The 25,324-nt window shown below is 65.7% G+C and carries 27 protein-coding genes and 1 pseudogene; 13 read left to right on the top strand and 15 right to left on the bottom strand.

From position 1 onward, the window contains the following. Nucleotides 1-257 precede the first annotated feature (257 nt). Nucleotides 258-1,867, top strand: a pseudogene (locus tag VI234_RS05775) (methyl-accepting chemotaxis protein). Next, nucleotides 1,867-3,213 (top strand): sensor histidine kinase, encoded by a 1,347-nt coding sequence (locus tag VI234_RS05765; RefSeq protein WP_336329478.1) that lies wholly within the window; start codon nucleotides 1,867-1,869, stop codon nucleotides 3,211-3,213. Before VI234_RS05775 ends, VI234_RS05765 begins: the two are co-directional and overlap by 1 nt. Before the next feature lie 28 nt (nucleotides 3,214-3,241). On the opposite strand, the gene VI234_RS05760 is transcribed toward VI234_RS05765, so the two are convergent. The 8 genes from VI234_RS05760 to VI234_RS05725 all read right to left on the bottom strand — a co-directional run bounded on the left by VI234_RS05760 (nucleotide 3,242) and on the right by VI234_RS05725 (nucleotide 11,932). After that, nucleotides 3,242-3,724 carry a DUF7519 family protein gene (locus VI234_RS05760; protein WP_336329477.1) on the bottom strand — a complete coding sequence of 161 codons (483 nt, stop codon included), beginning with the start codon at nucleotides 3,722-3,724 and terminating at the stop codon, nucleotides 3,242-3,244. Then, a complete protein-coding gene (locus VI234_RS05755) occupies nucleotides 3,721-4,977 on the bottom strand; it encodes a DUF58 domain-containing protein (RefSeq protein ID WP_336329476.1) in 1,257 nt (418 codons plus the stop codon). Before VI234_RS05755 ends, VI234_RS05760 begins: the two co-directional genes overlap by 4 nt. Next, on the bottom strand, nucleotides 4,974-5,501 hold the full coding sequence (locus VI234_RS05750; protein WP_008307260.1) for a DUF7269 family protein: 528 nt from the start codon (nucleotides 5,499-5,501) through the stop codon (nucleotides 4,974-4,976). The genes VI234_RS05755 and VI234_RS05750 overlap by 4 nt, the downstream gene beginning before the upstream one ends. Further along, entirely contained in the window at nucleotides 5,498-6,211 is a 714-nt protein-coding gene (locus tag VI234_RS05745) for a DUF4129 domain-containing protein (protein ID WP_336329475.1), read from the bottom strand. Before VI234_RS05745 ends, VI234_RS05750 begins: the two co-directional genes overlap by 4 nt. Before the next feature lie 169 nt (nucleotides 6,212-6,380). Beyond that, on the bottom strand, nucleotides 6,381-7,361 hold the full coding sequence (gene hemB, locus VI234_RS05740) for a porphobilinogen synthase (RefSeq protein WP_008307262.1): 981 nt from the start codon (nucleotides 7,359-7,361) through the stop codon (nucleotides 6,381-6,383). A gap of 911 nt (nucleotides 7,362-8,272) precedes the next feature. Further along, nucleotides 8,273-9,010 (bottom strand): competence/damage-inducible protein A, encoded by a 738-nt coding sequence (locus VI234_RS05735; protein ID WP_049942761.1) that lies wholly within the window; start codon nucleotides 9,008-9,010, stop codon nucleotides 8,273-8,275. A gap of 584 nt (nucleotides 9,011-9,594) precedes the next feature. Continuing rightward, on the bottom strand, nucleotides 9,595-9,798 hold the full coding sequence (locus VI234_RS05730) for a hypothetical protein (RefSeq protein WP_008307264.1): 204 nt from the start codon (nucleotides 9,796-9,798) through the stop codon (nucleotides 9,595-9,597). Nucleotides 9,799-9,844: 46 nt separating this feature from the next. Then, nucleotides 9,845-11,932, bottom strand: a complete 2,088-nt coding sequence (locus tag VI234_RS05725) for a (Fe-S)-binding protein (RefSeq protein WP_336329474.1) — start codon at nucleotides 11,930-11,932, stop codon at nucleotides 9,845-9,847. A 143-nt stretch (nucleotides 11,933-12,075) separates the two neighbouring features. Here VI234_RS05725 and VI234_RS05720 point away from each other — a divergent pair, with 143 nt between their 5' ends. Together VI234_RS05720 and VI234_RS05715 are read left to right on the top strand one after the other, a co-directional pair. Further along, entirely contained in the window at nucleotides 12,076-12,696 is a 621-nt protein-coding gene (locus VI234_RS05720) for a conditioned medium-induced protein 4 (RefSeq protein ID WP_336329473.1), read from the top strand. A gap of 118 nt (nucleotides 12,697-12,814) precedes the next feature. After that, nucleotides 12,815-13,477 (top strand): CRISPR-associated protein Cas4, encoded by a 663-nt coding sequence (locus tag VI234_RS05715; protein WP_336329472.1) that lies wholly within the window; start codon nucleotides 12,815-12,817, stop codon nucleotides 13,475-13,477. A 31-nt stretch (nucleotides 13,478-13,508) separates the two neighbouring features. On the opposite strand, the gene VI234_RS05710 is transcribed toward VI234_RS05715, so the two are convergent. The 3 genes from VI234_RS05710 to VI234_RS05700 are packed head-to-tail and all read right to left on the bottom strand — an operon-like array spanning nucleotide 13,509 to nucleotide 14,883. Then, on the bottom strand, nucleotides 13,509-14,093 hold the full coding sequence (locus tag VI234_RS05710) for an L-threonylcarbamoyladenylate synthase (RefSeq protein ID WP_008307268.1): 585 nt from the start codon (nucleotides 14,091-14,093) through the stop codon (nucleotides 13,509-13,511). A 2-nt stretch (nucleotides 14,094-14,095) separates the two neighbouring features. Next, nucleotides 14,096-14,605, bottom strand: a complete 510-nt coding sequence (locus VI234_RS05705) for a redoxin domain-containing protein (protein WP_008307269.1) — start codon at nucleotides 14,603-14,605, stop codon at nucleotides 14,096-14,098. Beyond that, on the bottom strand, nucleotides 14,605-14,883 hold the full coding sequence (locus VI234_RS05700; RefSeq protein WP_008307270.1) for a glutathione S-transferase N-terminal domain-containing protein: 279 nt from the start codon (nucleotides 14,881-14,883) through the stop codon (nucleotides 14,605-14,607). Before VI234_RS05700 ends, VI234_RS05705 begins: the two co-directional genes overlap by 1 nt. A 98-nt stretch (nucleotides 14,884-14,981) precedes the next feature. On the opposite strand from VI234_RS05700, the gene VI234_RS05695 reads away from it, so the two are divergent. After that, complete coding sequence (locus tag VI234_RS05695; protein WP_008307271.1) at nucleotides 14,982-16,367, top strand: hemolysin family protein; 1,386 nt, start codon at nucleotides 14,982-14,984, stop codon at nucleotides 16,365-16,367. A gap of 50 nt (nucleotides 16,368-16,417) precedes the next feature. Further along, complete coding sequence (locus VI234_RS05690) at nucleotides 16,418-16,789, top strand: cupin domain-containing protein (protein WP_008307272.1); 372 nt, start codon at nucleotides 16,418-16,420, stop codon at nucleotides 16,787-16,789. 30 nt (nucleotides 16,790-16,819) lie between these two features. Here the strand turns inward: VI234_RS05690 and VI234_RS05685 are convergent, their stop codons facing one another. Continuing rightward, nucleotides 16,820-17,032 carry a hypothetical protein gene (locus VI234_RS05685; protein ID WP_008307273.1) on the bottom strand — a complete coding sequence of 71 codons (213 nt, stop codon included), beginning with the start codon at nucleotides 17,030-17,032 and terminating at the stop codon, nucleotides 16,820-16,822. A gap of 124 nt (nucleotides 17,033-17,156) precedes the next feature. On the opposite strand from VI234_RS05685, the gene VI234_RS05680 reads away from it, so the two are divergent. The 3 genes from VI234_RS05680 (at nucleotide 17,157) to VI234_RS05670 (ending at nucleotide 18,217) form a co-directional block, all read left to right on the top strand. Then, entirely contained in the window at nucleotides 17,157-17,471 is a 315-nt protein-coding gene (locus VI234_RS05680; protein ID WP_008307274.1) for a hypothetical protein, read from the top strand. A gap of 30 nt (nucleotides 17,472-17,501) precedes the next feature. Next, nucleotides 17,502-17,915 (top strand): hypothetical protein, encoded by a 414-nt coding sequence (locus VI234_RS05675; protein ID WP_008307275.1) that lies wholly within the window; start codon nucleotides 17,502-17,504, stop codon nucleotides 17,913-17,915. A gap of 95 nt (nucleotides 17,916-18,010) precedes the next feature. Further along, a complete protein-coding gene (locus tag VI234_RS05670) occupies nucleotides 18,011-18,217 on the top strand; it encodes a hypothetical protein (protein ID WP_008307276.1) in 207 nt (68 codons plus the stop codon). Here the strand turns inward: VI234_RS05670 and VI234_RS05665 are convergent. Further along, on the bottom strand, nucleotides 18,214-19,500 hold the full coding sequence (locus VI234_RS05665; protein WP_336329471.1) for a CobW family GTP-binding protein: 1,287 nt from the start codon (nucleotides 19,498-19,500) through the stop codon (nucleotides 18,214-18,216). The two genes, VI234_RS05670 and VI234_RS05665, sit on opposite strands and share 4 nt — an antisense overlap. 145 nt (nucleotides 19,501-19,645) lie before the next feature. Between VI234_RS05665 and VI234_RS05660 the strand changes: the two genes are divergently transcribed. From VI234_RS05660 to VI234_RS05650, 3 genes are all read left to right on the top strand, one after another. Then, complete coding sequence (locus tag VI234_RS05660) at nucleotides 19,646-19,942, top strand: hypothetical protein (protein ID WP_004959670.1); 297 nt, start codon at nucleotides 19,646-19,648, stop codon at nucleotides 19,940-19,942. Further along, nucleotides 19,942-20,916, top strand: a complete 975-nt coding sequence (locus tag VI234_RS05655) for an ArsA family ATPase (protein WP_008307284.1) — start codon at nucleotides 19,942-19,944, stop codon at nucleotides 20,914-20,916. The genes VI234_RS05660 and VI234_RS05655 overlap by 1 nt, the downstream gene beginning before the upstream one ends. Nucleotides 20,917-21,090: 174 nt before the next feature. Then, nucleotides 21,091-22,956, top strand: coding sequence for a carbon starvation CstA family protein (locus VI234_RS05650; RefSeq protein WP_336329470.1), 1,866 nt, complete (start codon nucleotides 21,091-21,093; stop codon nucleotides 22,954-22,956). Nucleotides 22,957-23,011: 55 nt separating this feature from the next. On the opposite strand, the gene VI234_RS05645 is transcribed toward VI234_RS05650, so the two are convergent. Beyond that, the gene (locus VI234_RS05645) at nucleotides 23,012-23,695 is read right to left on the bottom strand and encodes a hypothetical protein (protein ID WP_008307286.1); all 684 of its coding nucleotides are present in this window, start codon (nucleotides 23,693-23,695) and stop codon (nucleotides 23,012-23,014) included. Between the two features lie 176 nt (nucleotides 23,696-23,871). Between VI234_RS05645 and VI234_RS05640 the strand changes: the two genes are divergently transcribed. Beyond that, nucleotides 23,872-24,087 carry a hypothetical protein gene (locus VI234_RS05640; protein WP_008307288.1) on the top strand — a complete coding sequence of 72 codons (216 nt, stop codon included), beginning with the start codon at nucleotides 23,872-23,874 and terminating at the stop codon, nucleotides 24,085-24,087. 5 nt (nucleotides 24,088-24,092) lie between these two features. Here VI234_RS05640 and VI234_RS05635 read toward each other — a convergent pair whose 3' ends face one another. Then, nucleotides 24,093-25,292 (bottom strand): inorganic phosphate transporter, encoded by a 1,200-nt coding sequence (locus VI234_RS05635; protein ID WP_336329469.1) that lies wholly within the window; start codon nucleotides 25,290-25,292, stop codon nucleotides 24,093-24,095. Between the last annotated feature and the right edge of the window lie 32 nt (nucleotides 25,293-25,324).

Raw genomic sequence — 25,324 nt, 5'->3', positions numbered from 1 at the left:
TCCGTCAAGAAAGTCCGTATATGCACACTGGAATTTTGGACGTTTGTTGCCCCCAGTTCCGGCCAGAGGGGGCCAAATAGGCCGTTTTCCCTTGCGCGCGCTCCTGTCTGGCGGGTGTTGCCAGCGACAACAGGGTTATATCTCGCGAACACAGATTCGGATTCAGTATAAATACCCGGAAATCAGTGGGGAGACGTGGCACAAAGTACCGATAAACTGTACAAACAAATCACCCACCGGAGGATTCATAGCTGATTATGGCTTCGGATCACTACCCCTCCGTTCCGGACCAGTCGACGGCCGTGACAGAGGAACGGGCAGTCGCGAACGCACAGGGTGCACTGGATGTCGTTCAGGCGGCGTCGGCGACCGTCGGCGAGCAACTCGCGGCGATTGACGACCGCGCAACGGCACAGGCGACCGACGCACAGCAGATCGCCGACGATGTCTCGTCGCTTTCCGCCACAATCGAGGAAATCGCTGCGACTGCGACCGAGGTCAGCGAGCAGAGCCAGCGGGCGACGGATGCGGCAAACGACGGCCGGGAGGCCGCATCCGACGCTATCGACTCGATGGATGAAGTCCGCGAACTGGGGCAGGCAGTTGCCGCGGAGGTGGCCGCTCTGGAGGACCGGGTCGACCGTATTGCCGATGCACTGGCCGGTATCGACCGCATTGCCGATCAGACGAACATGCTCGCGCTGAACGCCTCGATAGAGGCGGCGCGGGCGAGCGACACCACCGACACAGACGGGTTCGCCGTCGTTGCAGACGAAATCAAGGGGCTCGCCGAGGAGTCCCAGCAGCAGGCTGCGGACATCGAAACGACGCTGGCTGCGGTTCGCGAAGCCACAGACGACACCGTTGCACAGCTCAACGAGGCCATCGACGGAATCGACACTGGGGCCGAGCAGGTCACTACGGCGATGGCACGACTCGACGACGTGGCCGACACCGTCGCGGAGACGGCCGACGGTATCGCCTCTGTCTCGGCAGCGACCGACGAGCAGGCGACGACGACGAAGCGGTCGCCCAGCGGTGTGAGACGGTTTCGGACCGCGCCGCCGCCATCGAGGACGACCTCTCGGAGATACGTGCCGCTCGCTCCGAGCAGACCGCGATGCTGGACGAGATCGACGACGTCCTCGCCGCCGCCGAGGCCGACCGGCAGGACCGACTGGCGGACGCCCCGACAGTCCCGACCGGTATCGACGGCCTCGACGACCTCTGTGGCGGCGGGCTCGTCATGGGTGGACAGGCCGTCCTCAGGTACGCCGATGGGACGCAGGTCGCCGGCGCCATCGCTCAGTTGTGCGCGACGGCCGTTGCCGCCGACCGGGCGGTCTCGCTGACGCCACCCCCGTCCCTGGACCGGTCGACGCTGGCCGCCGCGTTCGCGGCGACCGACCGCTCGCTCACGGACGCACTCGACGGCGACGCCCTGTTCATCCTCGACTCCTTCGGGGACTGGGACGCCCGCTACAACGTGTTCGACCTCGAACGGACCTCGCTCGCTGCCGCGAACGAGACGACGGCTACCAGACGGGACGCCCCGCTGGTCATTGTCGGAAACATCCAGGGCGAGATACGGATGATGGGCGAACAGGCGGCCAGAGAAGCCCGATACGAGAACGACGACGGCGTCTTCGAACCCCACGACACGGTGGTCAACGTCATCAACGACGACGCGGTCCCGGCCACGCTCGGGGCGTTCTACTCGGGCGCTGCCGACCAGGAACTCACGCTGGCACGGACTGACGGCCGCGAGTACCTGACGCTCACGGCCTCGCCGCGTGGCGCTGTGGGGGAGAAACAGGCGGTATCGCACCTGTCGAGCCCACCCTTCCTCCGAATCAGAGACGACTGATGTTCGGCATCGACGACACTGGTCGGTTCACGTTCGCGACGGACGAATTCGCCGCATTGCTTGGGCGGACGCCTGCCGAACTTGTTGGAACACCTGTCGAGGCGGTGGTCGCAGCCGAGGACCGTGAGCCACTGAGCACAGCGAGACAGGCCGTCAGCAGTGCGCCAGACAGGCTGACCGAGGCCTGTCAGGTCAGGTTCCCGCAAAGCGACTTCTCCGGTCCGGTTACCGTCGAACTCACGACGGCAACCGGCGGGTCTGTCGTCGGGACTGTCTGCCGAACTGCCGGGACATCCGACCCGTTCCAGTACTTGTTCGACCTCATCCAGGACGCGGTCGTCGGCTTCGAAATCGTCAATTTCGTCCCGATTGTGCGAACGGTCAACCCCGCGTTCGTCGAGACGTTCGGATACGACCGGGACGAGATCGTCGGCGAACCGCTCAACGAATACATCGTTCCCGGCGACCGCGTCGAGGAGGCGGTTAACTACGACCAGCGAACGGCGTCCGGTGAAATCAACTACGCTATCGTCTCCCGGGAGACGGCCGACGGCTGCCGCGAGTTCATCTACCGCGGCGTCCCGTACGACACGGCCGACGGCCGTCGCTGCGGGTTCGCCATGTACACGGATGTGACAGATAGCAGGCGACAAAAGCGGCGCCTCCGCGTGCTTCACCGCGTCCTGCGGCACAATCTCCGCAACGAACTCTCTGTCGTGCTCGGGACGGCCGAATACGTCCGTGCCCACGCAGCCGACTCGTCCGTCTCGCTGGCCGCGTCGCGCGCCCTCGACGCGGCTGACCGCCTCGTCGCCGTCAGCGAAAAGGCCCGAAGCGTCGAGACCGCGCTCGACGGGGAATCCGATCAGCCGGTCGACGCGGCGGCGCTGGCTCGGTCCGTCGCCGACAGTTATCGCCCCGATACACCGGTCGAAACAGCGCTTCCGAGAACACTCCCTGTCACCGGAGGGACGGCCGTCTACGACGCGCTCGACAACCTCGTCGAGAACGCGGTGAGCCACACACCAGAGAGCACCGCCGTCCGAATCACGGCCGAGCGGACCGGTGGAGACGCGTTCGTCCGCGTTCGCGACGACGGCCCCGGTATCCCTGCTGTCGAACGGGCAGTCGTGTTCGAGGACGCGGATATCACCAATCTCCAGCACGGGAGCGGCCTCGGTATCTGGCTCGCTCGGTGGGTCGCCGAGGCGGCCGGCGGCGGCATCGAGTACAAACGAACCGACGGGTGGACGACCGTCTCGCTCAGGCTCCCGCTCTCCGATGCTGACGACGTACTTATGCTGGCTGAGACGCTGGAATCAGCGGCCGAACCGACGTCGAAGTGATATCCGCCTTCTCCCGTCCGCTGTGGCGCTAGCGCCTGAGCGCCGCGGTCAGCGCGATTGCACCCAGCACGACGCTCGCCAGCGCCAGCGGTGACAGCGGCGGTACATCGAGCTGAAAGAGCAGGGTCGTCACCACGACAGCCCCTCCGACCAGCCCTGTCGTCCCCGCGACGTGCGTGAGTTCCACGGGCGTTCCGGGCGCTGTTCCGAGGTCCGCATAGAGGTCGATAGCCGCATGGGCGAACGTCCAGGCCAGCACCGTCGCGCCGCCGGCAACCAGTACTGTCGTCGTCGTTGCTCCCTGAAGGGCGGCCACTAACAGCGCCAGAAACAGCGACGCGCTGGCGAGGTCGACCAGCCGCCCGGACTGAATCAGTTGCCCGCCGGCGAGCAGCACCACGCCGACGAGGGCGGCGGCAGTCGAGACGGCGCTAATGCCGGCGACGAACAGCGTCACGACACCCGACGCCAACGCTGCACCGCCACAGACGAGGCCGGTTCGGCTGGTCATTGGCCACCTCGCCGGACCCGTTCAGTGACTCGTTCCAGCGGCTCAGTTGCGGGCCAGTCGTGGACGGCGATGCCGGCGGCTCGCAACCGACGGAGCCGCTCACGGCGTTCGAGCCGTGCCAGCCGGTGGCCCGCCGTGTCCGTCGCGGTCGGGTCGGGGCTCAGGACCGTCACCGGGTGGCCGCTGGCGGCGAGTCGACGGACCAGCGCCTCGCTATCGTCGTCACACAGCGGGCCGAGGAAGACGACGTTCGCCGCTGTCGGCAGTTGTGCGATGAGCTTCGTTGTGTCCGGTGTTCGGGTGACCGATGTCGCGGCGAACGCGCGGTCGGTCCTGAGCAGGTCCCGGGCCTGTTGCTGGTGGGCCGCGCTCGTGCCCGGTGCGAGCCACGCGTCATGTGGCGAGTACGCCGCGACGCCGACCTCGTGGCCGTCCTCGGGGAGCCCCTCGACGAGGGCGACGGCGGCCATCGTCGATCGCTCGATGGCCGTCTCGGCGTCCGGTCGCGGGGCCAGCGCGGCGGCCGACCTGGCGTCGACGACGACCACGACCGTCGCGGACTGCTCGCGGCGGAACTCGACGGTCCGCAGGTCGCCGGTGCGGGCGTACTGATTCCAGTCGACGCGCGAGAGTGGGTCGTTCGAGCGGTGCTCCCTGACCGCGTAGAAGGAGACTCCCTCACCCCCCTCATCGACGGGGACTGTCCCAGGCCGACGGGCGACCGCCGGGACCAGCGGCAACAGCGCCGAACTCGCTGGCTGCTCCCAGGTGACGGTGTCGGGTTCGGCCGTGACGTGCGTTCGTCGGGCGACGACGCCGACCACGTCCCTGACGACGACCGTCGCCGGGTCGAACACGCAGCGGTCGGTCCCGCCGGTAATCTCGTAGGTAATCGTCGTCGACGCGCCGGGCCGCAGCGCCGTCCCCAGCGACGCCGACCCCTCGACGACCCGCACGGTGTCGGGCACGCCGTCGGCGAGCCGGAGGTCCGGAATCGTTCGGCTCCCATCGTTGCGGACGGTGAGCGCCACGGTGACCCGCTCGCCGAGCGCGGGTTCTGTCGGTGTGATGGACCGCTGTATCGACACGTCCGCCGCCGGCGGGACAGCGACCCGGTCGTACGCGCTTAGCGTGACGCCGAGCCCGCCCAGCAACACGAGCGCGGGGACCTGGCCCACCAGCCCGACGCCGACGGCGACCAGCGCGGCCCCGGCCAGCCCGAACCACCGGCCGGTCCGTTGGGTCTCGCTCATCGCTCCTCGTCGCGCCGCCGGAGTTCGGCCGTCGCGTGGGCGACACGCCGCTGGAACGGGCGGACGCCCGAGAGCCATCCGGACAGCCGCGCCCGGAGCGATATCGGCGTGCCGTCGAACAGTTCCCGCGCCGGCTCCCTGTCCGTCCACGCGCCGGACCGGAGCGCGTCCGTTGCCTCGTCGGGAGAGAGCCCGTCGCGCTGGAGGACGGTGACCGCGACTCCCTCGACACGCTGCCGGATGGCTTCCTGTCCGGCCCCAGCAGCAAGCGCCTCGTCGATATCGTCGCCGGGGACCGTGACGTACTGGCTGTCAGTGTCCGGCAGCGCCACGCCGCGCTCGCTGTCGAGGGAGCGAACGAGGAGCGCCAGCAGCGCGACACCGCCGGCGAAGACGGCCACGGCGAGTATCGGGAGGTCCGAGACCGCGCCGGAGGGCAACAGCGGCGCGCCGAGGGCGGCGAGTCCGATTCCGATGGCCGTCGCGACGAGGCCGAGCGCCAGCGGGACCCGGCGCAGTGTCACGCCTTGCCCTCCCCGACTGACCCGTCGGCGTCTTTGTCCGCAGAAGGCATCTCGTCGGGATTCGCCGCGATATCGTCCGCGTTGTCGGCGGCCCGTTCCAGCGCCGCACGGGCTTGGGACTCCAGGTCGGCGTCCGGCCGCTCCCGGCCGTAGCGAACCCGCTCGAACACCGACCGGAGCGAGGCGACGGCGTCGGGGTCGGCCCCGGCCGCCGTCGCGTCCGCCTCGATGTCCTGCGGGGACGACGCATCGTCGTCCACGGTCACCGCGTCTTCGAGGGCAGCCCACGCGCGGTACACGTCGTTGGTCAGGGGCACGTCGATTGCAGCCGCGCTATGCGAGGGGGTTTCCGCGGCGTCCGCGGTTGCGACGGCTGGCGTCTCGCCGCCCGTCTCGTCGATGGTCCGGCTCTGGCCGGCCAGCCGCCAGAGGACGACCAGACCCACTGCGAGGCCGACGGCGAGCGCACCGACTGCCGGAGCGGGGACACTCGGCAGCAGCGCGCGGGCACCGTTCTCGCTTTCCGGCGGATCGATGCTACCTGGCGGGTCGCTGAGGCCCTGTCCGTCGGGGTTGTCGATCTCGCTGTCGTCCCGGGTCATCTCCGCCTGGTCGGACCCGGTGGCAGCGTCGATGCTCGCGGCCCCGACGCTGAACGACAGCAGCGCAATCGCGGCGACAACCGCCACGAGGAGGGACTGTCGCTGCATACAGCCACTCCGCTCCTGGCACATGAATAGGTTAGGGACCTGTCTGCAACTGGTCGGCCAATCCGGACTGGGTGGGGCTGAAAGGGACCGAGCGCTGCGAGGGCGAACACAGCGGGCTCGCACGTCGCGTGACCGAGCCCCTCTCTAAAACCGTCCCTGAGTTGGCTATTCAGAGTTCGTCCGCGAGGTCCTCGGCGAAGTAGGTCAGAATCAGGTCTGCGCCGGCGCGTTTGATGGACAGCAGCGACTCGTAGGCCACCGCTTCGAGGTCGAGCCAGCCCTTCTCGGCAGCGGCGTGCAGCATGGCGTACTCGCCGGAGACGTTGTAGGCGGCGACGGGATGGTCGTAGGACTCCCGGATTTCCTTGACGATGTCCAGGTACGGCAGCGCGGGCTTGACCATCAGCACGTCCGCGCCCTGCTCGACGTCGAGGTCGACCTCGCGGCGGGCCTCGCGTGCGTTCGCGGGGTCCATCTGGTAGTGCCGCCGGTCGCCGAAGGCCGGCGCGCCGTCGGCGGCGTCCCGGAACGGGCCGTAGAAGGCCGACTCGTACTTGGCGGCGTAGCTCATGATGGGTACGTCGGTGTTGCCCTGGTCGTCTAAGGCCTCCCGAATCGCGCCGACCATGCCGTCGATCATCCCCGACGGCGCGACCATGTCGGCCCCGGCCGCGGCGTGGCTCGCGGCGATTTCCCCCAGCAAATCGAGGGTCTCGTCGTTGCGCACCGTCAGCCGCGGGTCCTCGGCGGCGGCGTCTTCGAGGACGCCGCAGTGGCCGTGGTCGGTGTACTCACAGAGGCAGACGTCCGTGATGACGTAGGCGTCCGTCTCGCTCGTGATGCGGCGCGTGGCTTCCTGCACGACGCCGTCTTCGGCCCAGGCGCGGCTCCCGCGCTCGTCTTTCGATTCGGGGACGCCGAACAGCATCACCGCTTCGACGCCGGTTTCGAGAATCTCCGCGACGCGGTCGACCGCCGCATCGACAGGGACCCGTTCGTGGCCCGGCATCGTCTCGATGGGGACGCGCTCGTCGGTTGTCGCGTCGACGAACACCGGTGCGATGAGGTCCGACGCCGAGAGGTCCGTCTCGCGCACCAGCGGACGCACGCCGTCGGTTCGCAGGCGGCGCGGGCGCTGTGTCAAATTCATACTGCCATTTCAGTCCGTGACTGGCATGAACCCACCGTTTGTGTGCTTAAACGCAACCGCTATTTTGGCGGACGGAAGCCTATATCAGGGATGTCGCTCTGTCGTCGTGGCCCGATTTACGAATATGTCGCCGAACTGGCCGTATTACCGGCTGTAACTGAATATCCCGGCCGGTCTGGACAGTCAGGCCACGCACTTCACACGAACCTGAGCGAAGCTCTCCCATCCATACACTGGCTTGTCCCGATCTATCTCTTACCGGTGGCATTGAAGTCTCAATAGGAGCAGAATACGCAACTCAGCAAGGAGTGACGGTATCACCGGACAGTCTTTCAGTCCCTGTTTTGGCTACGAGATAGCGGGCATAGTGCTCAGCGTCATACACTGCTTCGCCCTTTGCCGTTGAATATGGTCGTCTAACCCGAACAGTGATGCCACGATCTGAGTGGTTTACGACGGTCACCTTTGGACCAACAGTGAATGAACCGACATCCCAGCTATCAAGACAACTCGCATTCTGAAGCCGCTCAGTCACATAGTTGGTTTCTGAGCGTAATGCGCGTTCTTTTGCTTCAGAGACGTTAATTTGTGCGCCAATGGTCTGAGTTTCTTGACCACTGGTTACGACTGATTTCGGCGTTGCTGGGTCATCGGAAAGCGTAGAACATCCCGTGAGTGCTAGGCTACAGACAATAGCGAGAAGTAGAGCCCTTTGATGGTACATATAAACAAGTAACTGATTGCTGACAAATGTTTTGTGGGTAATCGTAGTCTATGACGCGCCATCTATTGCCGTTCTAGCTGTGCCCGCAGAAGTGGCTACCAGATACTGGGACCTTGTCGCACCGATCCGGGCCGTCACCAGATACCAGGAGCCTGTGGCGGGTTCGAGGGAATCCCCGGAAAGCAGTTCATTCGATATCGACAACCTCGATTCGCTCGCGGAGCCAGGCCGCCGCGTCGGCGACGGTCGCGGGGTCATCGCCGGTGATCTTCACCCGTCCCGGCGTGTCGTCCTTGCGCGGGTAGCTCCCGACGGCAACCGCGAACTGCTCGCGGGCCGCCGTGATGTGCGTGACGAGCGCGCCCTCGGGTGCGGGCGTGTGAATCGTCTTCGTCGTCCGGTCGCCATCGAACTCGTCGGCGACGGTCTCGTACATCGCTTTCAGTTCCTCGGGGATGCCCGGCAGGACGTACACGCGGTCGATGACACAGCCGGCGGCGAAGCTCTCGTCGGTCAGCAGCGCCTGCCCGCCCTCGGGAACTGACGCCCACGCGTCGAGGTCGAGGTCCATGTCGTAGCGGTCCACCAGTTCGGGGTTGTCGTCGGCGAACCGCTCGGCCTTCGCTTCGAGGTGTGCCCGCACGTCGTCGGGAACGACGAGGTCGCGGCCGAACGCCCGCGCCACAGCGGCCTTCGTTATGTCGTCGGGCGTTCCGCCGATGCCACCGGTGACGATGACCGCGTCGAAGGCGTCGTGATATTGCGCCACAGCGTCGGCGATGACCGCCTCGTCGTCGGGCACAGTCAGAACGCGGGTGACGCTCGCACCGGCCTCGGTAAGCTGACGGCCCAGCCACGACGCGTTCGTGTTCTCCGTGTCGCCAGCGAGCAGTTCGTCACCGACGGTGAGCAGTGCGACCTCCATCATCTCGCTGTGAGAGTCTGGCGGCGTTAAGCGTTTGGCTGGACGCAGGTGGACACAGGCTCCGACGTCGTCGTCCTGCTGCGGGTTGACCGCATCTAAATGCGTATAATGACATTATATCTCGCCTAGCCATATTTCGGTAACATACATATACTGGGTCCGGCAAAGCAAAAGTATGGTACTTGTCACCAATTGTGCTGATTGCGTCAAACGGGTGTACCCGAACCGAAGCCGTGTGTCGAACACGGACCGGGACAGTGCTGACCCAGTCGACGAAATGCCCACAACACGCGCTGGAACGCTGACAGACTGACGCTGCCAGCGGCGCACTGCGCTAGCCCGCCACTGGGACTGGCACCACCCGCCGTGATGTGTCGTACCGATAGCTCAGCAGAGAGCTACAGCAAGGGAACGTAGCGATAGCAGTACAGGGCCGGACCGGTCGCTGCCCCAGCAGCTTTCCAGACCGTTTCTCGTGTTTGTCGGACTGGTCGCCGGTGTGCTCGGATCCGTCACATGACGGGGCAGTGCGACGTTGACACCTGTGTCTGGGAGTCGGCAAACATCCGATACCAGGTCAGTCGTTAGTCCTCGGACAGTTCGGATTCGAGTGTCTCGACCCGCCGTTCGAGTTCGGAAACCCGCTTCTCGTAGCCGCGTTTACCGTCGAGAAAGTTGTAGACGAGTACCATGCCAGCGGCTGGTAGTCCGATGTACACCGCCAGTACGAGTACCATGAGGACTAGTTCCGTTGCGCCGGGGAGTCCCGGTATCTGGAGGAGGGCCATGGTGGGCCTTTTCGTTTCAGCTACTTGGAAATTCACATCCGAGCGGTCAGACTCCCGCGTCCCCGACCGCTTCAGCGAGTAGCTCCGTGACCCCGACGATTTCGATGTCGTCCTCGTAGCCGCCGGTTTTGCGCCCGTCCTCGTACATCGTCATGCACATCGGGCAGGCGACGACGAACTTCTCGACGGCCGCGCCCGCCTCGGTGTCTTCGAGGGCCTCGCGCAGGCGTTCCTCGCTGGGTTTGCTCTCCTCTTCGAGGTCCATCCAGAGGCCGCCGCCGCCACCGCCACAGCAGAACGAATCGTCCCGGTTGCGCGGCATCTCGTGGAGGTCTGCGCCGGTCGCGCGGATGAGGTCCCGCGGGGCCTCGAACTCGCCGTTGTACCGCCCGAGGTGACAGGGGTCGTGGTAGGTGACGGTGTAGTCCAGTTCCGAGCCCGAGAGACCGAGCGCGCCCGAACTGGCGAGGTCGGCGACGACCTGCGTGTAGTGGAACACGTCGTCTTCGCCCCACTCGCAGGCCTCGAACTCGGGGTACTCGTTCATGAACGTGTTGTAAGCGTGGGGGTCCGTCGTGACGATGGAGTCGAACTCACAGTCCAGCATCGCTTCGGCGTTGTCCTCGACGAGCATCTCGTAGAGCCCTTCCTCGCCGACCCGGCGCACGTCGTTGCCGTCGGTCTGTTCGGCCTCGTAGAGGATGCCGTAGTCCACGCCGGCGGCCTCGAAGACGCGAGCCAGCGCGCGTGCTATCTTCTGGTTGCGCTCGTCGTAGCTTGGGTAGTCGCCGACGTACCAGAGGAACTCCACGGGTTCGTCGCGGGCGTCCGGCACCTCGAAGTCGAGGTCCTCGGTCCAGTCCGGCCGGGCGCGCTCGGGGTCGCCGAAGGTGTTGCCGTGCTGGAACACGTTCATCATCGCGTCCTGGACGTGTTCGTCCATTTCGCCGGCCTCGGTGAGCCGGCGGTTCATCTCGGTGAACTGCGTGACGTGCTCGATGTCGACCGGGCAGGCGTCCATGCAGGCCATACAGGACATGCAGGACTCCATCGTGTGAGCGTCGATGACCGAGGTGCCGCCGTCGGCGATGATAGGCACGTCCTCGCCGCCGGCGTCGCGCTCCTCGCGGTAGCGTTTCAGGTCGAGGATGACGTTTCGCGGGTCCAGCGGCCGCCCGGAGGCTTTTGCTGGACAGACCGACGAGCACCGGCCACACTTGGTACAGGCGTCGTGGTCGAGCAGTTGCTTCCAGGAGAAGTCGTCGATGTCGCTGGGGCCGATGTCGTCGGGGTCAGCGTCGGCCGGGACGCCCGGCAGTCGCACGCCGGCTTTCTCGTCGCGGGCGACGAGGTTGGCAAACGACGAGAGCATGTGGAACGGCTTCGCGTAGGGAATCCAGGCGACGAACCACAGCGCGACCAGCGAGTGGCTCCACCAGACGAACGGGTACGCGCCCGCTGCCATCTCCGGCGTCATCCCGGCCATAACGAGTCCTTCCTTGACCGACCAGCCGACGAAGCTCACCGTCTCGAAGGAGACGTCCCGGACCGTCGAGGTGCCGAGAATCCGGATGCCTTCGGTCAGGTAGCCGCCGACGCCCAGCACGAACAGCGCGCCCAGAAACAGGTCGTCCTCGCGGGAGGTGTGGCGGTCGTGGAGGCGGTCGAGTTTGCGGCCGTAGCGCCGCCACAGCGCGACACCGACGCCGACGACGAACAGCAGCCCCATCGCGTCCATGACGAACGAGTAGGAGAGGTAGAACTGGCCGACGAAGAAGGATTCACCGGTCAGCGGCCGATAGAGGTCCATGTCGATACCCAGAATCGTCGTCCCGATGAGTAGCGTCAGAAAGCCCCAGACGATGAACGCGTGCATCACGCCGGCGACGGTATCGCGGTCCAACTGCTTCCGGTTCGACAGCGCCAACTGCGCCGCCGCGAGGGTCCGCTGGGGCAACTCGTCCAGGCGGTCGAAAGGGTCGTCGCTGCCCTGGGCATAGCGGGTGACGCGGTCGTACACACCGTACAGAAAGACGATGATGGCGAGCGCCGCCAGATAGTAGAACAGCGCTTTCCCCACGTCGCCGATACGCCAGAACGTCGGGCGCGTGGTCGTCTGGAGTATAGATGACATACGGTAACACGCACTGCGTGTCCGCTTAAATCTTGCCACGCCCCGTCGCGGTCTTGCGAGAATTAGGGATTTGTTGAAAGTTTTCCCGCGTCACGTTGCCCATCCGACAGATATATCACTCCCGAGAAGTAGTTTCATGTTCGATGGACGAGAAGACCGAAGAACTCCGTGACATCTTCATGGACGTCTCCGACGAGGAGGCTGTGACGGAGTCTCAGGAAGCGTCGAGAGGGTCCCTGGCCGATACTGACGAGGCCGGTGTCGCGGACCGACTCGGTGATATCATCGCGCGGATGCGCGAGCGGTACGAGTTCCGAACCGAACTCGCCGACGAGGCCCTGGTGACAGTGGTCCGACTGTTCTACGAGGGAAGCGACGATGCGGGCATCGCGGCCGAAATCGGCGCGGACGAGCCTGACGTGGTCGAGGCGCGGCTGGACCTGCATCTCCTCCGCGACGAGGACACAGAGGCACCGTTCGACCTGGCCGAGTTCCGCCGCCGCGTCGCCGACGACGACCCGTCCGTCGCCGACCTCGCCGCCGAGTTCGACATCGACGAGTCCTGGGCCGCCCACTACCGCCGCGTCGTCGCCGCACAGGACGCCGCGCGCCGGGTCTCCCACCGGTTCCAGAGCGAGTTCGAGGACGTGCTCACCGACGCCGGGCTGTCGACACAGCACGCTGTCGGCCTCCGCGAAGACGGTCTCGACGAAGCCACTGAGGACATCGACTCGCTGGATTCCGGCGCTGACGTGTCGATGTAACGCTGCGCATTCTTCTGTGCTAGCGGTCGGCTGAGATGGCGGGCCTTTCTGGCTGTGCGAAACACGACCGTTCCGTCCCGCCGAACCTTCTTGTAGGAGTACACGACCAGGCGGGGCCATGTCGACCCATACGTTCCGGGAACTGGAAACGGCCGCCTACTGTCCGCGAAAGCTCTACTACCGCCGCCGCGACGGTGCGAGCGAGATTCCAGACGAAATCGAGTCGGTTCGCCGGCTCGCCCGCGATTACGAGCGGCTGCTGACCGACGACGCCGCCCTGCTGGCCGCCCCTATCGAAGTGGGACCGGACGAGTACCGCGACCGCCTCAGAGGGCTTCGAGAGCGCCTGGCCGACTGGGACGCGCTGGTCGCGCCGGCGGCGACGGACGCGTATCTCGAAGGGAAGGACGCCCGCGGTATCGCACACAAGGTCGTCGCAGGGCGGGACGGCCCCGCGCCGTCGCTCGTGTTCGCCGGTCGGCCGCCGGAGGAGGGCGTCTGGGAGCCCCAGACCGTGCGGTTAGTCGCCGCTGCGAAGGCGCTCTCCTGGGAGCGCGATCGAAATATCGACGTCGCCTACGCTGAGTATCCGGCGTACGGCGTCATCCGACGTATCGAGGTGAACGCACGGCGGGCCGGCGTCTACCGTCGTGCGGTCAGAACCGCCGACAGCATCGACGGGCCACCGGGGCGAGTACGTAACGACGCCAAATGCCAGCCCTGTGAGTTCAGTGAGGACTGCGGGGTGAAAACGCGGTCGCTAAGATCGATGTTGCGGTGAGTCGGCAGGGCTTGGACGAGTGACCCGCCAGTCAGTCCCGGGCCGCGAGCCACGACTCGACGGCGTCGGCGTGTGCGCCGCGGCGGTGTATCGTCCCGCTGTCGACGTTCACCACCGTCGACCCGGTCCCGCCGTCGGTCTCGCCGGCGTCGAGTACTACCGCGGCGCGCTCACGGATGGCGTCGAGATCGTCGATGGTGCGGGCGCTGGGGTTACCGGAGATGTTGGCGCTGGTGGCGGTTAGCGGCCCGGTTTCGGCAAGCAATTCGAGCGCGAGGTCGTGGTCGGGGACCCGAACCCCGACGCGGTCACGGCCGGCGACCAGCACGTCCGGCACTGCGTCGCGGCGCTCGACGACGACGGTGACCGGGCCGGGGAGGAACTCACGCATGAACGCCAGTTCGCGGTCGCTCGGGCGCGTGTACTCGCGGGCGGACTCGACATCGGGGACGGCCATCGACACCGGCTTGTCGCGCTCGCGGCCTTTCGCCTCGAACACGCGCTCCACGGCAGCAGCGTCGAGCGCGTCCGCACCGAGCCCGTACACCGTTTCCGTCGGATAGACGACCAGCTCTCCGTTGCGGACTGCCGACGCGGCGTCGTCGACTGTCGCCATCGTCAGAGCTGGGCTTCGACTTCGTCGTAGTTCGGGAAGTCGGGCCACTCCTGGGCCACCCAGGCGTATTCGATGGTCCGGTCGCTATCGAGGACGAACACCGACGGGCGCGGTTCCTCGATTCCGGCCATCCCGTCGAGGTCCATGTCGATGTCGTACTGCTCTGCGACGCCGTTGGCCGGGTCCGAGAACAGCCGGTAGTCCCCCTCGATATCCCGCTCTTCGAGCAACTGCTTGTGCTCGTACGGCGTCGAGATGGAGACGCCGACGACGGTGGCCTGCTCGTGCCACGCGCGGTCGCGGATCTCGTTCCAGATGTACGTCGCCGGGAACGCGCCGTCCATCGCGTGGAACACGAGGACGACCCGGTCGCTGTCGGCACACAGCGACGCGAGCGACTCGTCCTCCCAGAACTCGTCGTTGACGAGCGGGCGCGTGAAATCCGGCGCGGTGTCGCCTTCCTCGGGGTGGTCGACCGGGTCGAGGTCGACGACGTCGAAATCGAGTTCCATCAGGCCGCACCCCCTGCCGTCTCCTCACCCTCTCCGTACGTCCGTTCCAGATACGCGACGATGTTCGCGCTCTCGGACATCGTGACGCCGGTGTTCTCGTCGACGATGGCCGGGACGGTCCGCTTGCCGGACAGTCGCTTGACAACGTCGCGGTCGGCGTGCATCGGCTCGACGAACCGCGACTGGTAGTCGAGGTCGTAGGCGTCCAGCTTTCGGACGACGCGCTCACAGAACGGACACGCCTGCAACCGGTACAGCGTGATATCGGACTCGCTCATACTCTGTGGAGTGATACGCGTGAAAGCCGGGTAAGGGCTTCGCTGACAACCCCTTCATGACAAGCCTTAATCCGCACCCATTACAACTTCGACCGTTGATGGCCCTGGATCCACCTGCGCCGTTTGAGCTGTCTACAGCGATGTTGCAGGCTATCGAATACGCCGGCGTCATGATTCCCGAAACCGTGGTGCTGGTCGGTGGTACCGCCACTATCGTCTTCCTCATCGTCCTGTCGGCGTTCTTCTCGTCCTCGGAGATCGCCATGTTCTCGTTGCCCGCACACCGGACGGAGTCACTCGTCGAGGACGGCGTGCCGGGTGCGAAGACGCTCAAGCAACTCAAAGCGGACCCCCATCGCCTGCTCGTGACGATTCTCGTGGGGAACAACCTCGTCAACATCGCGATGTCGTCTATCGCGACGGGACTACTGGCGATGTATCTCTCACAGGGGCAAGCCGTCGCCGTCGCGACGTTCGGAATCACGGCTATCGTGCTGCTGTTCGGCGAGAGCGCGCCAAAGAGCTACGCCGTCGAGAATACCGAATCCTGGGCGCTGCGCATCTCCAAGCCGCTCAAGGTCGCCGAGAAGGTGCTGCTCCCGCTCATCCTGCTGTTCGACTACCTCACGCGCGTCGTCAACAAGATCACCGGGGGGCGCTCCGCTATCGAGACCTCCTACGTCACCCGCGAAGAGATACAGGACATCATCGAGACGGGAGAGCGCGAAGGTGTCCTCGACGAGGACGAACGGGAGATGCTCCAGCGCACGCTGCGGTTCAACGACACCATTGCCAAGGAAGTGATGACGCCGCGGCTGGACATGACGGCCGTCGCCAAGGACGCCTCCGTCGAGGAAGCGCTGGAGACCTGTATCCAGAGCGGCCACGCCCGCATCCCGGTCTACGAGGGAAGTCTGGACAACGTTATCGGCGTCATCCACATCCGCGACCTCGTTCGGGACCTCAACTACGGCGAGGCGCTGGCCCGCGATATGGACCTCGAAGACCTCATCGAGCCGACCCTGCACGTCCCCGAATCGAAGAACGTCGACGACCTGTTGACCGAGATGCGGGCCGAGCGCCTCCACATGGTCATCGTCATCGACGAGTTCGGGACCACCGAGGGGCTGGTGACGATGGAGGACCTGACCGAGGAGATTGTCGGCGAGATACTCGAAGGCGAAGAGGAAGAGCCGATCGAGTACGTCGACGACGACACGGTCACGGTCAAAGGCGAGGTCAACATCGAGGAGGTCAACGAGGCACTGGACCTTGAACTGCCCGAAGGCGAGGAGTTCGAGACCATCGCCGGCTTCATCTTCAACCGGGCGGGCCGACTGGTCGAGGAGGGCGAGACCATCACCTACGACGGTGTTGAAATCCGTGTCGAACAGGTCGAGAACACGCGCATCATGAAGGCTCGCGTTGTCCGCCTCGAAACCGACGAAACAGAGTCAGTCGACGCCGAAGAGGCCACGGACTGATTCCAGTCGGTAGCAGTCGTTTTACCTCGGTCGCCGTCGACAGTAGTGGTATGGGCTATCACCACCTCGCGGTCGACGACATCGAGCCGACACCGGACCGACCCAGTGTCCAGCGCTCCATCAGTGACGCGGCCGGTCTCGAAAACGCGGCCGTGAACGTCTACGAGGTCGCTCCCGGCGAGGATATCCCGCTCGCGTACCACTACCACGATAATCAGGAGGAACTGTTCTACGTCCTCTCGGGGACGCTCGCCGTCGAGACGCCGGAGCAGACCTACGAGGTCGGCGAAGACGAGGCGTTCGTCGTCGAACCGGACAGCCCCCAGCGGGCGCACAACCCCGAGTCGGCGACCGAATCAGTACGGACGCTCGTCGTCGGCGCGCCCGCGGTGGACGACGTCCACCCGTACGACCCCGAGTAAGCCGAGCGTCGAGATCGTTCCGTTGGCCCGCTACTGGAGCGTAATGGCATAGGTCAGTGCGAACAGCAGTATCGCGCCGGTCGCGACGTTGATAGCCGTCAGTTCCGCCGCGCCGATGACGCTCAGCCCCCAGACGATAGTGGCCGCAAACACCGTCGAGAGTACGACGTTCATCGCGATGAGTACCCGTGGGTCACCCTGCGACCCGCTCGCCCCCTCCTCGAACCCGTCCGCGTCGCTCATGCCCACGAACACGGACGGGACGCCCCTTAGCTCTTTGGCAGTGCCCGGCGTGCCCGTCCTGTCCGCTCCGGCCGGGCGCGGTCGAGTCGCGCAACTAAACACGCTCGGAGCCCAACACGGGCGTATGAACGTTCAAAATCGTCATGGGGACCCGGTCGACCCGGTCCCGTTTCTCGTCTGTACCGCGACGGCGGTGATGCTGCTGTTCTCCGTCGGCCCGCTGTACGGCCTCGCGTACGGGCTGCCAGTGTGGGCCGGCCTGACCGTTGCGACAGCCGGCACCGTCGCTGTCTCCGCCGTCGCGTACCACCGTCTGGTCTGGACGGCCCCGCCGCCCTGGGTACAGATCGCCCCGGAACTCCGATTTCAGCGGCTCATCTACATCGGTATCGGCTTCGCTGTCTTGCTGGTTGCCGTCTCGGCTCCGCTGGCCCTGTGATTTACTACCCCGGTACGCATGTGGACTGGTATGCGCGAGGTCGAACGCTCTCGGTTCGTGATGGCGCGGCCGCCGGCTGTCCACCGCACGCTCTCGCCGGAGGCGGTCGTCGCGGCGGAGGGGACGTTCACGGTGACGGCCGTCGAAGAGACTGATACGGGAACCCTGGTTACTGCCGCCGGCCCCGGGATGTCGGTCCCGCTGCGCTTCGAATCGCGGGACGACGGGCTCCGGTACACCGCCGAGGGCGAGGTCGGCCCCTTCGACCATCTGGAGACGCAGATTACTGTCACGCCGGAAGAGAACGGGTCTCGACTCACGATGCGCTCGACCGTTTCGCTGAACCTGCCGCTCCCCTTTGCCGACCGCATCGCCGTCTGGAAGCGCGGAAACGAGCTAGAGCGGGCTATCGAAGACCTGGCGGCCGACGTACCCGGTGCGTGAGCCGGCGACGGCGCATCCGGCCCGTTCGGCGCTGGTCGTGAGATGACTGCACACAACCACGGTACGTTTAGTAGCCGTAATTTCAATATACGATCATGAGCATCCTCGACAGCGTCAAGGACGCACTCACGTCACAGTCGGACACGAAGTCCCGGCCGGACGACGGGTCCAAGGGGGCGTACTGGTGTGACGACTGCGGCGTTCGCATCAGGGACGTCGAACTGGAGGGCGAACCGGTCTGTCCGGACTGCGGCGAGGAGATGCGGTTCGAGCGTGCGGCCGGTCGTGACTGCGCCTGCTAAGGGCTCCGGATAACCGTCTCATCCCCCTGTTCTGCCGGGAACGGCCCCGTGAGCGACTCGCTGTCCGTCCATTCCTCGTCCGTGACGAGCGCGTCGTCGAGCGCCGTCCGAAGGGCGTCTTCGTCGTAGTCTGTTCCAATGAACACCAGTTCAGTCCGGCGGTCGCCGTGTTCGTCGTGCCAGTCGAGTTCCGGCCGGTTCGAGCGGTACATATCCCGCTCGACTTCGGGCAGGCTCGCGATCCAGGGTCCCTGTGCTTCGGCCCGTATCGAGGGGCCGGCCTGGCCGATGACGACGCGGCGCTCGGTGCCCGCCAGCCAAACGGTGCCCTTCGAGCGGACGACACCCGACGGGAGGTCCCGCAGCACGTCGGCGAGCCGGTCGGGGTGGAACGGCCGGCGGCGGCGGTAGGTGTAGGAGGTGACGCCGTACACGTCCTCGGGATGGTGGTGGCCGTCGTGTCCGTGGCCGGTGTCGTCTGCATCACCCTCGACACCGTGGTCGTGGCCGTCTTCGCCATGGCTATGCCCAGCGTCGGCCAGCGCTCGCTTCCAGCCCGGCAGGTCGTTGATTTCGGTCTGATCGAACAGCTTGCGGTCGAACAGCCGGTCGGGAGCGACCTCTGAGAAGGTCGTTCGGATGGTCTCGGCGTCGGGCTGGAGCGCCCGTACCAACTCTTCGGCTTCGTCCAGTTCCGCGTCCGTACAGAGGTCCGTCTTGTTCATCACAACGAGGTTCGACAGTTCGACCTGTTCGACCATCAAATCCGAGAGCGGGCGGTCGGCGTCGGCGGCCGCTGCGTCGGTGGTATCCCCATCGGCGCTCGCTTCCACGGCCCCCCGGCGCTCCGGCGTCTCGCCGGCGAATGAGTCGAGAAACAGTCGGGTATCCAGTACGGTCACGAGCGTGTCGACCCGATACAGCGCGGCCACGCGCGACTCGGTAGTGAACAGCCGCGCTACCGGTGCCGGCTCGGAGATGCCAGAGGACTCGACGACGAGCGCGTCGAAGTCCCGGTCGTTCACCAGCCGGACGACCGCCGTTTCGAGGTCGTCCTGCAGTTCACAGCAGATACAGCCGTTGGATAGCTCCGCGACGCCGTCGTCGACGTCCAGTTCCGACCCTTCCGCGATGAGTTCGGCGTCGACGTTGACCGTCCCCATATCGTTGACGAGGACGGCGATGTCGCGGTCGCCGGCCTCGGTCAGCAGGTGGTTCAGCAGCGTCGTCTTCCCGGCCCCGAGGCTCCCGGAGAGAATCGTGACGGGAATGGTGTCGCGCATACCTCCCGTTGTGGGCCGGCTCCCTTCAAATCGCGCCTCGTTTCCGGGAGCCGAACACGACCGCTGTCCCGCCAGAGCGCGTGGGTACTATCGACGGGTAACTGCGACAGCTTTTACTCCGTGCCTCTCGCACACACGACCCACGATGGAACTGGCCGACCGAATCGAGCGCTTTCGCCGGACGCTGCGGGAGTGGGCCCGCGGGCTGTACCACGGCATGATAACGCACCCGGCCTACGAGAAAATTGAGAAGGAGGCCGAGGACATCGAGGACGCGTTCATGCTGGCCTGTTTCCCCGACGCCTTCGGCATCCCCTCGCCGGTGTCGTACTACACCGCCGAACTGCTGCCGTACCTCGAAGACACCTTCGAGGCCTGGGAGCGGCGGCTGTGGGACCGGGGCTCGTACATCGAACGCAAGGGACAGCAGTACCACTTCTGATGGAGCCGTTCGTCTTCTTCGGCGGCAAGGGCGGGGTCGGCAAGACCACCGTCTCCTGTGCGTACGGAGTGAAATCCGCACGCGCGGGCCTGGATACGCTCGTCGTCTCGACGGACCCTGCCCACTCCGTCACCGACGTGTTCGACCAGTCGTTCAGCGACGACCCGGAGTCCGTCGAGGGCGTCGACGGCCTCGACGCGATGGAGATCGACCCGGAGACCGAGGCTCAGCGCCACCTGGACGGCATCCGCAACGACCTCTCCGAGCAGGTGTCGGCGGCGATGGTCAACGAGATCAACCAGCAACTCGAGATGGCCCACCAGACGCCGGGGGCCTACGAGTCGGCGCTGTTCGACCGCTTCGTCGACGTGATGCGCAACGCCGACCCGTACGACCGGGTCGTCTTCGACACCTCCCCGACCGGCAGCACGCTCCGCCTGCTCGGCCTGCCGGAGTTCCTCGAAGGGTGGATCGACCGGCTGATGCACAAACGCGAGAAGAGCATCGACCTCTTCGAGAAGGCCGCTATCGGCAGCAACGAGCCCCGGCGCGTCATGGACGGCGACCCGGTGCTTGCCCGCCTGCAGGACCGCAAGGAGTTCTTCGAGTTCGCCGGCGGCGCGCTCCAGGCCGACGCCGCCTTCTTCCTCGTGCTCAATCCCGACCAGCTCTCGGTCAACGAGACGCGGCGCGCCATCGCCGAGATGCGTGAGCGCGACCTCTCGGTTCGGGGCCTCGTCGCGAACAAGCTCACGCCCGAACCGGACCCCGACGAAAACGGCCGCGGGGCCCGCTATCTCAGGGACCGCGTCGCCACTGAGAACGAGCGGCTTCAGGAGGTCCGAGAGACGCTCGACCCGCCGCTGGTCGCGGAAATCACGACCCGCACGGCGGAGGTGAAAGGCGACCTGCTCGACGATGTCGCCGCCGAATTCGACGTCGAGACGGACGCCGAGGCACCGACGTTCGTCTGAGCCGGCGACCCGCCGCTCATGTGTGGGCCGCGCATAACCGATAAGTAATCAGATATTAGATTTTCGTTGATAGTCGAAGCCGTGTGACCGAGCGTATTCTGACGGATTTGAGATATATAAGAAATATATAATAACTATTAATAGCTTGATGTTGGTTACCATTCATGCACATACATGACACAGGTAATCTGGATCGTCCTGGCAGTACTGGTGACGTTCAGCGTGGGGTACCTGGGGTATTCGAAGTACCTCGCGCGGTTCCTCGAACTCGACAACGCCAACGAGACTCCGGCACACAAGTACGAAGACGGGCAGGAATACGTCCCGTCGAAGAAACCGGTGTTGCTGGGTCACCACTACTCCAGTATCGCGGGTGGGGCACCGATTGTCGGACCGATTACTGCGGGGGCCATCTGGGGGTGGGTTCCCGCACTGCTGTGGATCGCCATCGGCAACCCGCTGATGGGCAGCGTCCACGACTTCGTCTCGCTGTCGGGGTCGCTCCGACACGAAGGGAAGTCCATCGGCTACATCGTCGGTGAGTACGTCGGCGAGGGCGGGAAGAACATGCTGCTGTGGTTCGCGTTCCTGACGATTATCCTCGTCGTCGCAGTGTTCGCGCTGGTGGTCGGGATCGTGTTCAACGCCTATCCCGAGGTGGTGACGGCGTCGCTGGTCTACATCGCCCTCGCGCTGGCGTTCGGCGTGTACCTTTACCAGCTCAACGGCCCGTTCATCCCCGGCACAGTCCTGTTCGTCGCAGGCGTTTTCGCCGGCGTCTACGCCGGGATTCAGTTCCCGATTGCCCTGTTCGAGCCGACGGCCGAACGGACCGCGGAGATATCCGTCATCGTGTTGCTCGGCGGGAGCGGTTCCTGGGTGCCTGGCGCGAGCGCACTGGGCGGCAACACTGCGGCGTGGATACCGGTCATCATGGCCTACGCCGCCGTCGCCAGCGCGCTCCCGGTGTGGGTGTTGCTCCAGCCGCGTGACTACCTCTCCTCGTTCCTGCTGTACACCGGCGTCGGCGGCGCGCTGCTCGCCATTATCGTCGGGACCATCCTCGGCTCGTCGAGCCAGCCGCTGGTCATCGACAGCTCGCTGGGTGCGTTCAACGGCTTCTGGGGCGTCGAGGGTGCGGGCCTGTACCCGCTGTTCCCGCTGCTGTTCATCACCATCGCCTGTGGAACCATCAGCGGCTTCCACTCGCTGGTCTCCTCCGGGACGACGGCGAAGCAACTCGATAAGGAGACCGACGCCCGCCTCATCGGCTACGGCGGGATGCTGGGCGAGGGCCTGCTCGCGGCCGTCGCGCTGTCGACGCTCGCGGTCGCCGGTTTCCCCGACCCCGCAGGCGGTATCGGCGCGGCGCTGCCGAACTTCGCGACCGGTGGTGGCATCATCCTGACGAGCCTCGGCCTCCCACAGTCCTTCGGCGCGCCGTTCATGGCGCTCGTCCTCGTGAGCTTCCTGCTTACGTCTACTGACACGGCTGTCCGGCTCGGCCGCTACATGATGGAAGAGATCGTCGGCCTGCCGGCCGGCCAGACGTCGACTGGCCTCGACGTGGGCGGCGGCATCCGTTCGACGCTGGGCGAACTCGGCCGCGGTCGGTACACGAACCCGATCATCCAGTGTGTCCTCGCGTACGTGATGGTCATCTCCGGCCAGTGGGTCGTCCTGTGGGCGCTGTTCGGCGGTGCGAACCAGCTGCTGGCCGCGCTCGCACTGCTGACCGCGACGGTCTGGCTGGCTAACTGGGACAAGAGCAAACAGCTGTACTCCACGGGCGTACCGATGGCCGTCATGGTGGCGATAACCGTGCTCGGCCTCGGCTGGCTCGCGTTCTACCAGAACATCTACCAGACGATTATCGTGGGCGGTGCGAGCGGTGTGCAACTGTTCGCAACGATTATCCAGACGCTTCTGGCACTGACCCTCATCGGCCTCGCTCTGGCGCTGGTCAAGAAGGGGTACGACAACATCAGCACTGTCCGCGAGAGCTACGGCGGCGGTGCCGTCGAACCGAGCGACGACTGACGCAACCGATCACTTCTCCGTTTTTTCGGCACTGACAGCGACTGCTACCCGAGCGTCATTTCCAGAACCGCTTGGCGAGCCGCGAGAGCACCCCTTCCTCGGGCTGGGTCACGTCTTCCCAGAGGACGAACGCCTCGACCACGTCGGCGGCCTCGCCGGCGACGGCTTCCTGCTCGTCCGGAACGACGACGCCCAGATTGACCTCGTAATGGCCGTAGTAGCCGTACTTCAACAGCGTGCGCTCGCGCTGGCCCTCGACGAACGACCGGACTTCCTCGGGCAGTTCGTCGGCGACGAGGACGAACGTGAAGTCGGTGCGGTAATGCTCTTCGTTGGCGGTCACGCGCTCGTCGGCCAGGTCGTGGCCGAGTTCGACCAGCCGCTTCAGTTCGCCAACCGTCGGCCGGGTGACGCGGCGAGCATAGAGGTACTCCTCTGACTCGTGGTCGCCGTAGGACAGCGCCGGGTGGAAGAACTGCTTCTGATTGAGGATCCGCATCTCGCCGTAGAGGTCCCAGCGCTCGCCACGGAGCCGGTGGTCCCGTTCCAGCGTGTAGTTGTACATCAGGCGGTCGCTCACCCGGTCGAAGTACGGGTCGTCTGTCCAGTGTGGGACTTCCTCGATGATTTCGTCGGGCAGCTCCGATTTCGGGACCGCCCCAGTGACGGGGTCCTCCCAGTCGTCCGCACCGTAGTCCGGGGGTTCCTCGACCGGCCCGGGCTCTGTTTCCTCGCTCATCGTGTCGAGCCGCGTGGGCGTTTAGTTCGCACCGGCCCTATGCCGCGGTAGCTCATACCATGCCGATGCCGTGTCGGCGTCTTAAGCGCGTCGGTCAGCCGACGGTCGTTCACGGGCCGTACACGACCGCCGCGGCAGGTTTTTGACGCTGGCCTCCGAATTAATCACCAACAATCATGGCGAAAGACACCGAAGCCTGCGGCCGCTGCTCGATGACCGTCGTCGTCGACGCCGTCGACGAAACTGCGGACGAACAGCCCCACGACCCCTTCGGCGACGACCGCATCGAGGTCGACCAGCGGGACATCGAGCGTATCTCGCCCGAGGCCTGGATGGGCCGGCTCTCGACCCGCGTCAACGAGGCCGTGAGTCGCTACGTCTGGGGTCGCTAAGCGAGTCAGAGGAGTGCGTCGATAATCCAGAAGAGGCCGTAGCTCAGTCCGAACGCCAGCGCGAGCGACCCGATCCAGGCCAGCACCGTCTTGCCCATCTTCTCTCGACTGACTTCGCCGCCGCCGGCGGCCGCGCCGGAGCCGACGATAGCGGAGACGATGATCTCGTTGAACGACACCGGAATGCCGAAGAAGACGGCTGCCTGCGCGATGATGAAGCTCGGAATCAGCGCGCCGATAGACCGGCGCGGCCCGAGCGAGGAGTAGTCCTGTGCCAGCGCTTTGATCATCCGCGGCGCGCCCGTCCAGGACCCGATGAGGAGGCCGAGGCCGCCGAACAACAGGACCCCGGTGATGGGGATGGCTGCCGTCGGCCCTTCCCCGAGTAGCGGGACCAGCGGCCCCAGCGCCAGACCGACCTGGCTCCCGCCGGCGGAGAAGGCCACGAGCCCGCCCATCACCAGCAGGAAGTGCCGTTGCCCGGCGGCCGCATCCGCTCTGATATCCAGATACAGCAGTCCACCGGCGAGCACCCCGATGAGAAGCGTCACGACGACTATCGACGGGACCATCGGCGTCCCGGCCGCCTGCGCGACGGCGCTGGCCACCGATGCCTGCTCGTTACCCGGTGCCAGCAGCACGAACTCGATGTTCGCCAGAATCACACCGACCAGCCCGCCCAGCAGCGGCACGAGCCGTTCTTCGGTGGTGGCCTCGTGCCGGAGCGACCACGCCGTCCCGAAGGCGATGCCCCCGCCGACGAAGGGGGTCAGGACCCACAGCGAGACGATTTCGATGTATTTGGCCGTCGCCGGCTGGCCGCCCATCGCCAGTCCGACGCCGACCACCGCACCGGTGACGGTGAACGCCGTCGCGATGGGGTAGCCAGTGAAAATCCCGACGGCGACCAGCACCGCCGCGGTGATGAGGGCGACGATGGCGGCGATAGCCGAGAGGCCGCCGCCGCTCGGGAACAGAACGAGTTCGCTCCCGACAGCCTCCGTGACGTTGGCCCCCTGCAGGACCGCGCCGGCCAGCCCGAGGATGCCGACGAAGAACCCGGCCCGCATCACCGAGATCGCGTTCGCACCGACGGCCGGCGCGAACGGAGTGGACCCGGACGACCCGGCACCGATGGCCCAGGCCATGAACAGACTCGCGGCTGACGCGACAACAAGCGTCGCAATCGTACTCGTCGCGACCATCTGTCACGGCGTTTGCTCCGGCCTGCAATGAG

Origin of the sequence: Haloarcula sp. CGMCC 1.2071, assembly GCF_037078445.1 — an archaeon.
Taxonomy (GTDB): domain Archaea; phylum Halobacteriota; class Halobacteria; order Halobacteriales; family Haloarculaceae; genus Haloarcula; species Haloarcula amylolytica.
Note: the sequence above shows the minus strand (reverse complement) of the source record. Positions and strands in the feature narration are given on the sequence as shown.